The 11952-nt window shown below is 72.5% G+C and carries 2 protein-coding genes; both read left to right on the top strand.

Going from position 1 to position 11952, the window contains the following annotated elements:
- Positions 1-207 precede the first annotated feature (207 nt).
- Positions 208-1356 carry a DegT/DnrJ/EryC1/StrS family aminotransferase gene (locus FH715_RS00370; protein ID WP_139639955.1) on the top strand — a complete coding sequence of 383 codons (1149 nt, stop codon included), beginning with the start codon at positions 208-210 and terminating at the stop codon, positions 1354-1356.
- 198 nt (positions 1357-1554) lie between these two features.
- Complete coding sequence (locus tag FH715_RS00365; RefSeq protein ID WP_139639954.1) at positions 1555-11808, top strand: type I polyketide synthase; 10254 nt, start codon at positions 1555-1557, stop codon at positions 11806-11808.
- Positions 11809-11952 lie beyond the last annotated feature (144 nt).

Here is an 11952-nt window from a genome sequence, read left to right as displayed (position 1 = left end):
CAGTCTAAATATCGACTGGTGACGTGGGAATGACGCTTCGGTGGCCATGCTCCGTCAGTTACCGCAATCAGGGAGGAGTCCCCGAGGGAAATAGGGGTAAAAGAGGCCCGCTAGGGGACCTGTCGCGCCCCCGACCGCCACGGTAGGGGGGCGGCCGACGGCTGGTAGGGGTTAGCCGGAAGGCGGGCGCTATTTACTCTTCACCGCGTGCCTCAACTTCCTGCATTCCGCGAGCCGCTGCACGTCGGTCGCCCCAATATAGGCGACCGCGACCGGCTGCGGGAGAGAATCGACGCCGCGCTCGACCGGCGCTGGCTCAGCAGCGGCCCGCTCGTCCGTGAGCTGGAGGAGCGGGTCGCCGCGCTGGCCGGCACCCGGCACGCCGTGGCCACCTGCAACGCGACCATCGGACTCCAACTCGCCGCCCGCGCCGTCGGCATCGAGCCGGGCGCCGAGGTCATCGTCCCCGCGTTCACCTGGGTCGCCACCCCGCACGCGCTCGGCTGGATCGGCATCACACCGGTCTTCTGCGACGTGGACGAGGAGACGGGCAACATCGACCCGGCGCACGCCGAAAAGCTCATCGGCCCGGCGACCGGCGGCATCCTCGGCGTGCACGTCTTCGGCCGGCCCTGCCCCGTCGACGAGCTGACCGCACTCGCCGAACACCGCGGCGTCCCGCTGTTCTTCGACGCCGCCCACGGCCTCGGCAGCACCTACCGCGGCCGGCCCGTCGGCGGATTCGGCGCGGCCGAGGTGTTCAGCTTCCATGCCACGAAGTTCATCAACAGCTTCGAGGGCGGCGCCGTCGTCACCGACGACCCCGAGACCGCCGCCCGCGCCCGCGCCATGCGCAACTTCGGCATCCAGGACGACGGCCAGGTCGGAACGGCCGGCACCAACGCCAAGCTGAGCGAGGCCAGCGCCGCGATGGGCCTCACCTCACTGGAGAGCATGGACGACCTGATGGCCCACAACCTGGCCAACCAGCGTGCCTACGAGGACGGTCTGGGCGACCTGCCCGGCGTCACCGTGCGCCGCCAGGAGCCCGGAGAGCGCGCGAACCACCAGTACGTCGTCATCGAGATCGACGAGGCCGTCGCCGGGGTCCACCGCGACCGGGTCCACGCGGTCCTCTCGGAGCGCAACGTGCTCTCCCGCCGCTACTTCCACCCGTCGTGCCACCAGGTCGAGCCCTACCGTTCGAGCCCCGGGACCCACGCGCCGCTACCGCTTCCCCACGCGGAGGCGCTGTCCGAACGCGTCCTGTCGCTGCCGACCGGCTCGGCCGTCGACGCGACGGATATCGCGGGCGTCTGCGACATCGTCCGCTGGGCCGTCCAGAACAGGGGTTGACCGAACAAGGGTTGACCGAACAGGGGCCGGCTGGACAGGGGTTGACCCGACGGGCGTCGACCCGGTGAATTCACCAGTGGCCGGAAGAGCGGAATAAAAGAACACGAGGGCCGGGTGCTGCTGAATCGATAGCCGGTGAATTCCGCTGGCCTCGCGACGCCCACCTCTTGACGCAGAAAAGCAGGTGGGGTCGGAGAGATGTCGAACAAGGCCAGCAAGTCGAACAAGCCGAACAAGCCGAACGAGCCCAAAAAGGCGAACGAGCCCAAAAAGGCGAACGAGGCGAGCCAGTCCAACGAACAGAAACTCCTGGATTACCTCAAGCGGACGACCGCCGACCTCCGCGAGGCCAAGCGCAGCCTGCGCGAGGCCGAGGAACGGGACCACGAGCCGGTCGCCATCGTCGGCATGAGCTGCCGCTACCCCGGCGGCGTGCGCAGCCCCGAGGACCTGTGGCGACTGGTCGCCGAGGGCCGGGACGGCGTCGGCCCGTTCCCCACCGACCGGGGCTGGGACGTCGACGGCATCTACGACGCCGACCCCGACCGCAACGGCCACAGCTATGTCACCGAGGGAGGCTTCCTCGAAGGCGTCTCCGGCTTCGACGCCGGCTTCTTCGGCATCGGCCCCCGCGAGGCCCTGGCCATGGACCCGCAGCAGCGGCTGCTGCTGGAAACCTCCTGGGAGGCCCTGGAGCGCGCCGGCCTCGACCCCCGCAAGCTCCGCTCCACCCGCACCGGCGTCTTCGGCGGCGTCATGTACTGCGACTACGGCGCCGCGCTGGCCACCATCCCCGACGACATCGAGGGCTATCTCGCGGCCGGCAGCGTCTCCAGCATCGTCTCCGGCCGCGTCTCCTACCTCTTCGGACTTGAGGGCCCCGCGCTCTCCGTCGACACGGCCTGCTCGTCCTCACTGGTAAGCCTCCACCTGGCTGTCCAGTCGCTGCGCCGCGACGAGTGCTCGCTGGCGCTGGCCGGCGGCGTCACCGTGATGTCCACCCCCAACATGTTCGTCGAGTACAGCCGCCAGCGCGCCCTCTCGCCCGACGGTCGCTGCAAGGCGTACTCGGGAACGGCCGACGGCACCGGCTGGGCCGAGGGCGTGGGCGTACTGGTACTGGAGAAGTTGTCGGACGCGCGGCGCAACGGTCACGAGGTGCTCGCGGTCATACGCGGTTCGGCCGTGAACCAGGACGGCGCCTCAAGCGGCTTCACGGCCCCCAACGGCCCGTCCCAACAGCGCGTGATCCGGGCCGCCTTGGAGAGCGCGCGGCTGTCGACGGCGGACGTGGACGTCGTCGAGGGCCACGGCACCGGCACCACGCTCGGCGACCCGATCGAGGCCCAGGCGCTGCTGGCCACCTACGGCCAGGACCGGCCGGAGAACGGCGAGCCGCTGTGGCTGGGCTCGTTGAAGTCCAACATCGGCCACGCCCAGGCCGCCGCCGGCGTCGGCGGCATCATCAAGATGGTCATGGCCATGCGCCACGGCGTCATGCCCAAGACCCTCCACGTTGACCAGCCCTCGCCCCACATCGACTGGTCAGCCGGAGCTGTTGAACTGCTGACCGAGGCCCGGGCGTGGGAACGCAACGGACGCCCGCGCCGCGCCGCGGTCTCCTCGTTCGGACTCAGCGGCACCAACGCCCATGTCATCGTCGAGGAGGCGCCGGAGGCCGAGCCGACCGAGGAGGCGCCGGAGGCCGGGGCCCCGGGCCGCTCGACCCCCACCGCCGTGCCGTGGGTGCTGTCGGGCCGCACGGCGGAGGCACTGCGGGCGCAGGCCGAGCAGCTGGTCTCGTTCGTGCGGGAGCGCCCCGGGCTGGACCCGGCGCACGTCGGGTTCTCGTTGGCCACGACGCGGGCGACGTTCGAGCACCGTGCGGTGGTCGTCGGCGGCGATCTGGAGTCGCTGCGGCGGGAGTTGGAGTCCGTCGTGACCGAGGGCGCGGCCTCGGCCGCCCCGGGCTCGGCGGGTCCGGTGGCGTTTGTGTTCTCGGGGCAGGGTGCGCAGCGCCGTGGGATGGGCCGGGAACTGTATGGCTCGTTCCCGGTCTTCGCGGCTGCGTGGGACGAGATCGTTGGACTGCTGGAACTTGAACTGCCGTTGTCGTTGCGGGAGGTGGCCTGGTCGGAGGAGGGTGCCGGGTCCCCGCTTGACCAGACGCTTTACACGCAGACGGCGCTCTTCGCCTTCGAGGTGGCGCTCTACCGGTTGCTGGAGTCCTTCGGCCTGCGGCCGGACTTTGTCGCGGGGCATTCGATCGGTGAGCTGGCCGCTGCCCATGTGGCGGGGGTGCTCTCCCTGGCGGACGCGGCGAAGCTGGTGGCCGCGCGGGCGCGGTTGATGCAGGCGTTGCCGGAGGGCGGCGCGATGGTTGCCTTGGCGACGGATGAGGCCACCGCGCGGGAGCTGATCGGCGACCGGAACGACGTGACGATCGCCGCCGTCAACGCGGCCCGTTCCGTGGTGATCTCCGGCGCCGAGGACGCGGTCACCGAGATCGCCGCCCGGTTCGAGGGCAAGCAGACCCGCCTGCGGGTCTCCCACGCCTTCCACTCCCCACTCATGGACCCGATGCTGGAGGAGTTCCAACAGGTCGCCGCCGGGATCACCTTCCAGGCGCCGACCATCCCCCTGGTCTCCACGGTCACCGGCCAACTGGTCAACCCCGAGACCATGAACGATCCCGAGTACTGGACTGGTCAGGTCCGCGGCACCGTCCGCTTCGCCGACAGCGTCAGCACGTTGAACGGCCAGGGCGTGGGCACCCTCGTCGAGGTCGGCCCCCAACCCGCCCTCACCCCCCTGCTCGACAACGCCATCCCCACCCAACGCAAGGACAACGACGAAACCACCCACCTCCTCCGCGCCCTCGCCACCCTCCACACCCAGGGCCACACCCTCAACTGGTCAACCGCCTTCCCCGAAGGGCCCAACCGGCTGGTCGACCTTCCCACCTACGCCTTTCAACACCAGCGCTACTGGCTGGACGGCAGTACCCCGTCCGGTGACCCCACCGGGCTCGGACAGCGGCCCGCCGACCATCCCATGCTCGGCGCCGTGGTGGCGCTGCCGGAGACCGATGGCCTGCTGCTGACCGGCCGGCTGTCGTTGGCCACCCACCCGTGGCTCGCGGACCACGCGGTGCTGGACACGGTGATCCTGCCGGGCACCGGTTTCGTGGAGCTCGCCGTGTACGCCGGTGGCAAGGTCGACTGCCCGGTGGTCGAGGAACTGGCCATCGAGGCCCCGTTGGTCGTCCCCGACGCGGGCGGCATCGCCCTTCAGGTCGTCGTCGACGGGCCGGACGACGCCGGCCGCCGGCGCGTGGTGATCCACTCCCGCGCCGACTTCGCCGCCGCCGACGAGCCGTGGGTCCGGCATGTCAGCGGCGTGCTCGCGCCGTCCGCCCCCGTCACCCACACCGATCTGCGGGTCTGGCCCCCGAAGGGCGCCTCCCGTATGAACGTCACCGGCTTCTACGACCAGCTCGCCGACCGCGGCTTCGGCTACGGTCCGGTCTTCCGCGGGCTGCGCGCGGCCTGGAGGCGTGAAGGCGAGCTCTTCGCCGAGGTCGCGCTGCCGGACGAGGCCATCGGAGACGCCGCCTCGTTCGGCCTCCACCCGGCGCTGCTGGACGCCGCGCTGCACGTCAGCATCCTCGACGAGCAGGGCGCCGACGAGGGCCCCGGCATCCCGTTCGCCTGGAACGGGGTCTCCCTGCACGCCGCCGGCGCGGCCGTACTGCGGGTGCGGATCTCGTCGGACGGCCGGTCCGTCTCCGTCGCGGACACCGAGGGCGAGCCGGTCGCCGAGATCGCCAACATCGTCGCGCGCCCGGTCTCGCCCGAGCAGTTGGGCGGGGACGCCGAGCGCCCCGAGCTGTACCGGGTCGTCTGGCAGCAGGCGCCGGGGCCCGGCACGCCCCTGGACTCGTGGGCGGTCCTGGGCGCGGACACCGAACTGGCCGGCGCCGACGGCGCGTCGCTCCACCGCGATGTCGCCTCGCTCGTCGCCGACATCGAGGCGGGAGGCGAAGCGCCCCGCCATGTGCTGCTCGACGCCCGCGCGCTGGGCGCCCACGGCCCGGCCGCCGGCGCGCGCGGCGTGCCCGACGGCGTGCGCGACGCCCTCGCGCCCGTACTCGCGGAGCTCCAGGAGTGGTTGTCCCACGACTGCCTGACCGGCTCCCGGCTGGTCGTGGTCACCACCGGCGCCGTCGGCGCCCGCCCGGAGGCGGACGGCGCCCCCGAGGACGTGACCGACCTGCGGCTGTCGCCCCTGTGGGGCCTGGTGCGCGCCGGATCCGAGGAGACCCCCGGCCGCTTCGGGCTGCTGGACACCGACCCCGCGGACGCCCTCGCCGCGCCGGAGCCCGCCCTGCTGGCCGAGGCGCTCGGCAGCGGCGAGGGCGAGATGGCGCTGCGCGCCGGCCGGGTGCTGGTGCCCAGGCTGACCGCGACACCGGCCCCACCTCCCGCCGCCGGCACCCCGTCGGCGAACCCCTGGGACGAGACCGGGACCGTGCTGATCACCGGCGGCACCGGCGGCCTCGGTGGTCTGGTGGCCAAGCACCTGGTCACCCGGCACGGGGTGCGCCGGCTGCTGTTGACCAGTCGCGGCGGCCCGGACGCGCCCGGCGTCGACGAACTGGTCAGGGAACTGGCCGACCACTCGGCCCATGTGGACGTCGTCGCCTGCGATGTCTCCGACCGCGAGGCGCTGGCCGCCGTCCTGGAAGCCGTCCCCGCCGAACACCCGCTGACCGGTGTCGTCCACGCCGCCGGCATCGCCGAGGGCGGCCTGGTCACCACCCTCACCCCTGACTCGCTGGACCGTGTCCTGCGCCCCAAGATGGACGCGGCCTGGCACCTGCACGAGTTGACCAGTCATCTCGACCTGTCCGCGTTCGTCCTCTTCTCCTCCTCCGGCGGTCTCATCCTGGCGGCCGGGCAGGGCGACTACGCCGCGGCCAACGTCTTCCTCGACGCGCTCGCCCAGCACCGCAGGGCCCGGGGCATGGCCGCCACCTCCCTGGCCTACGCCACCTGGGACCCGCCGGTCGGCCTGACCGCGCAGCTCACCGAGGTGGACCTCAACCGCATCCGTTCGCTCGGCGTACCAGCGCTGGGACACGGCCCGGCGCTCGACCTGTTCGACAAGGCGCTGACCACCGAGCACCCGCTGCTGGCGCCGCTGATCCTCAACTCCGCGATCCTACACACCCGCAGGCGCGGCTCCTGGATCGGCGGCGGCACCGAACTGCCGCCCCTGCTGCGCCCCCTCACCCGCGCCAAGGCCGACACCAGGACCAGCACGGCCGCCGCGGCCGGCTCCGGCACCGGGCTCGCCGAACGGCTCGCCGGGCTGACCGAGGAGGAAGCGCGGAACACCACGCTCGACCTGGTGCGCAGCCACACCGCCTGGGTTCTCGGGCACGACTCCGCCGACCCGATCGACCCGGAGCGCCCGTTCCTGGAGCTGGGTTACGACTCCCTGACCGCGCTGGAGCTGCGCAACCGGCTGAAGATCGTCAGCGGTGTGCCGCTGCCCACCACCGTCGTCTTCGACCACCCCAGCCCTCGCGCGCTCGCCGCATACCTGCTCTCCGAGGTCCGGGGCGTGGAGGCTGAGGCGGCCGTCGAGGCGACCCCCGTGTTTACCAGTGCGGACGCCGATGAACCGATCGCGGTGGTGGGAATGTCCTGCCGGTTCCCCGGTGGGGTGACCAGTCCTGAGGACCTGTGGCGACTGGTCGCCGAGGGGCGGGACGGGATCACGGAGTTCCCCAGGGACCGTGGTTGGGGCGTGGAGCGGCTCTACGACCCGGAGTCGACCCGCCCGGACACCAGCTACACCCGCGAGGGTGGGTTTCTGCACGACGCGGCCGAGTTCGACCCGGTCTTCTTCGGGATCAGCCCGCGCGAGGCGCTGACGATGGACCCGCAGCAGCGCTTGTTGCTCGAAGTGTCCTGGGAGGCGCTGGAACGGTCCGGGATCGTCCCGAACGCGTTGAAGGGCAGCCGAACCGGCGTCTTCGCCGGCCTGATGTACCACGACTATCTGACGGGCCGCAGCTCCGGCAGCGTCGTCGCCGGCCGGATCTCCTACACGCTCGGCCTTGAGGGCCCGGCGATGGCTGTCGACACAGCCTGCTCGTCCTCACTGGTAAGCCTCCACCTGGCCGCCCAGGCGCTGCGCGGCGGCGAGTGCTCGCTGGCGTTGGCCGGCGGCGTCACCGTGATGGCTACCCCGGACAGCTTCGTCGAGTTCAGCCGTCAGCGCGGCCTCTCCCGCGACGGCCGCTGCCGTTCCTACGCGGGCGCGGCCGACGGCACCGGCTGGTCGGAGGGCGTCGGGATGCTGGTGCTGGAGAAGTTGTCGGACGCGCGGCGCAACGGTCATGAGGTGCTGGCGGTCATACGCGGTTCGGCCGTGAACCAGGACGGCGCCTCCAACGGACTGACCGCCCCCAACGGCCCGTCCCAACAGCGCGTGATCCGCGCGGCGTTGGCCAACGCGCGGCTCGCCCCCGCCGAGGTCGACCTGGTCGAGGGCCACGGCACGGGCACCACGCTCGGCGATCCGATCGAGGCCCAGGCGTTGTTGACCACCTACGGTCAGGACCGGCCGGAGAACGGCGAGCCGCTGTGGCTGGGCTCGTTGAAGTCCAACATCGGCCACGCCCAGGCCGCCGCCGGTGTCGGCGGCATCATCAAGATGGTCATGGCCATGCGCCACGGCGTCATGCCCAGGACGTTGCATGTCGACGCGCCCACGCCGCACGTCGACTGGTCAAGCGGCGCCGTCGAGCTGCTGACCGAGGAACGGCCATGGGAGCGCAACGGGCGCCCGCGCCGCGCCGGTGTCTCGTCGTTCGGCTTCAGCGGCACCAACGCGCACGTCATCGTCGAGGAGGCGCCCCAGGCCGAGGTGCCGGACGTTGAGACCGCGGAACCGCCCGCCGCCGGAGTCGAGTTGACCGCCGTGCCGTGGGTGGTCTCCGCGAAGTCGGCGGAGGCGCTGCGGGCGCAGGCCGGGCGGCTCGCCTCCCATCTGCTGGGACGGCCGGAGCTGGCGCCGGCCGAGGTCGGCTACGCGCTGGCCACCACCCGTGCGACGTTCGACCACCGCGCGGTGGTCGTCGGCGGTGACCGTGAGTCGCTGCTGCGGGAGTTGGAGTCCCTGACCGACGGAACGGCTCTCGTGCGGGCGGCGGGCGGCGCCGGGAGGACGGCGTTTGTCTTCTCCGGTCAGGGCGCCCAACGGAGCGGCATGGGACGGGAGCTGTACCGTTCCTTCCCGGTCTTCGCGGCTGCCTGGGACGAGGTGGTCAGGCTGCTGGACGGACAGGTGGAACGGCCGCTGCGCGAGGTGGTCTGGCCCGAGGAGGACGCGGAGTCCGCGCTTGACCAGACGCTCTACACCCAGACCGCGCTCTTCGCCTTCGAGGTGGCCCTCTACCGGCTGCTCGAATCCTTCGGTCAGCGGCCGGACTTCGTCGCCGGGCACTCGATCGGCGAACTGGCCGCCGCCCATGTCGCGGGCGTGCTCTCCCTGGAGGAGGCGGTCGTGCTCGTCGGCGCGCGGGCCCGGTTGATGCAGGCGCTGCCGGAGGGCGGCGCGATGGTCGCGTTCGACGCGGACGAGGCGACGGTGCGTGCGCTGCTCGGCGACCGCGCCGACGTGACGATCGCCGCCGTCAACGCGGCCCGCTCGGTCGTGATCTCGGGCGCCGACGACGCGGTGACAGAGGTCGCCGAGCGGTTCGACGGCAAGAAGACCCGGCTGCGGGTCTCGCACGCCTTCCACTCGCCTTCCATGGACCCGATGCTGGAGGAGTTCCGCGACATCGCCTCGGGGATCACCTTCCGGGCGCCGACCATTCCGCTGGTCTCCACGGTGACGGGCGAACTGGTCAACCCCGACACCATGAACGATCCCGATTACTGGACTGGTCAGGTCAGGGGCACCGTCCGCTTCGCCGACGCCGTGACCACCCTGCTCGCGCGGGGAGCCACCACCGTCGTCGAGGTCGGCCCCCAACCCGCCCTCACCCCGCTGGTCGAGGACGCCATCCCGACCCAGCGCAAGGACGACGACGAGACCGCCAACCTGCTGCGCGCCCTCGGCACCCTCCACACCCGGGGCCGGGCCGTGCGGTGGCAGGCGGTCTTCCCCGAGGCGCCGGACCGGCTGATCGACCTGCCGACCTACGCCTTCCAGCACCAGCGGTACTGGATCGACGCCGCCCACGCCGACCAGGCACCGGGCGACGAACGGCACCCGGCGGCCGACGGGTTCTGGCGGGCCGTGGAGCGCGGCGACGCCGCCTCGCTCGCCGCCGACCTCGGCGTCGAGCCGGCCAGCCTGGAGGCGGTGCTGCCGGCGCTCTCCACCTGGCACCGGCGCAGCCACGCCCAGGCCGCCCTGGACCGGCTGCGTTACCGCGTCGACTGGCACCCCGTCGAGGCCGACCCCGACGCCTCCGGGCTGGCCGGCGGCTGGCTGGTCATCGCCCCCGCGGCGCTCGGCGGCACCTCGCGTGTCCTGGCGGTACTCGACGGCCTGGAGCGGGCCGGCGCCCGCGCCGAACTGCTGCTGGCCGACGGCCATGAACGGGACACGTTCATCTCCCAACTCCGCGACCGCGTGGGCGAGTCGACCCCGGCGGGAGTGCTCTCCCTGCTGGCCCTGGACGCGGAGCCGCACGCCGAGGAGCCGACGCTCTCGCGCGGCGTCGCCGCGACCGTCGGACTGGTCGGCGCGCTGGACACCCTCGGGGTCAAGGCACCCCTGTGGTGCCTGACCTCGGGCGCGGTCACCGTCGGCACCGAGGCCCCCGACCCGACGGCCGCCACCCTGTGGGGCGTCGGCACCGTGCTGTCGCTTGACCACCCCGACACCTGGGGCGGACTGGTCGACGTCCCCGAAACGCTCGACGACACACTCGCCGACCGTCTCGCCCAGGCACTGGGCCGGACCGACGGCGAGGACCAGCTCGCGCTGACCACCTCGGGAACGCTGGCCCGCCGCATGGTCCACGCGCCACGCCAGAGCGCCGCGGCCGGCGACCCCTGGCGCCCGCACGGAACCGTGCTGGTCACCGGCGGCACCGGCTCGCTCGGCGCACACGTGGCACGCTGGCTGGCCCACCGCGGAGCTGACCACCTGGTACTGACCAGTCGCCGCGGCGACCGGGCGCCGGGCGTGGCCGAACTGACCGCCGAACTCGTCGAGTTGGGCACCCGCGTCACCGTCGCCGCCTGCGACGTCGCCGACCGGGACGCCGTCGCCGCGGTGCTCGACGCCATCCCGGACGACCAGCCGTTGACGGCGGTCTTCCACGCGGCCGGCGTCATGCGCGAACCGAAGCCGCTGCCCGAGACGTCCGTCCGCGAGTTCGCCGAGATCGGTGGCTCCAAGATCGACGGAGCCACCCACCTGGACACACTGCTCGCCGACACCCCGCTGGAGGCGTTCGTCCTCTTCTCCTCCGGCGCCGCCGTCTGGGGCACCGCCGGGCAGCCCGCCTACGGCGGCGCCAACGCCTACCTCGACGCACTCGCCCACCGGCGCAGGGCACGCGGGCTGGCGGCGACCTCCCTCGCCTGGGGCCCCTGGCGGGGCGGCATGGTCGACGCGGAGGCCGACGCGCAGCTGCGGCGGATCGGCGTCTCGACCCTCGACCCCGAACCGGCGCTCGAACTGCTCGGCCAGGCCCTGGAAGACCACGAAACCTACCTGGTCATCAGCGACTTCGACTGGGACAGGTTCGCCTCCGCCTACGCGCTCGCCAGGCGGCGCCCGCTGCTCGCCGCGCTGCCCGAGGCCGCCGACGCCCTCGCGGGGCCGGAGAACGGCGCCCAGGCCACCGACGGCGGCGGCGAGGCGGCCCTCGCCACCCGGCTCGCCGCCCTCCCCGAGGAGGAGCGCGAGCCGGCACTGGTCGAAGTGGTAAAGGAACAAGCCGCGCTCGTACTCGGCTACCACGGAGAGACCGCCATCGAGAGCGAACGAGCCTTCAAGGACCTCGGGTTCGACTCCGTGACGGCGGTCGAGTTCCGCAACCGGGTCAGCCAGGTCGCGGGCGTCTCGCTCCCCGCGACCCTCGTCTTCGACCACGCCTCGCCCGCCGCGCTCGCCCGCCATCTGCGGACCGAGCTCTTCGGCCAGGACGAGGGAACGGTCGAACGGCTGCTGGCCGACCTGGCCCGCCTGGAAGCGGCCTCCACCGCGCTCCCGGCCGACCAGATCGAACGCGCCGGGTTGACCAGTCGACTGACCGCACTGGTCTCCCGCCTCACCGAGGGCACCGGCGACCACGCCGGCGCCGACGGCACGGCGAACGGCACCGGCGACGGGCCCAACGTCGCCGACCAACTGGAAGAGGCCAGCGCCGCTGACGTGCTGTCCTTCATCGACAAGGAACTCGGACTCAACTGAGACGGGCCGGCACACGCCGGCCCGAGAAACAGGTCCAGTAGGGGCGGCTAGGGGTAGCCGCCCCCGCCGGCCCCTCAGGACTCTTGCTCATGATTCGCGGATTCGGCCGGGCCCGTGCCCGTCCGGTACTGGTGCCCGTCCGGT

The sequence above is a fragment of the Streptomyces sedi genome, from assembly GCF_006335015.1.
Lineage (GTDB): Bacteria > Actinomycetota > Actinomycetes > Streptomycetales > Streptomycetaceae > Streptomyces > Streptomyces sedi.
The sequence above is the reverse complement of the archived record's forward strand: the minus strand, read 5'-3'. Positions and strand labels throughout refer to the sequence as shown.

Coding starts and splice junctions, on each gene's coding strand:
- FH715_RS00365 (WP_139639954.1), top strand. CDS start 1,555: ATGTCGAACAAGGCCAGCAAGTCGAACAAGCCGAACAAGCCGAACGAG.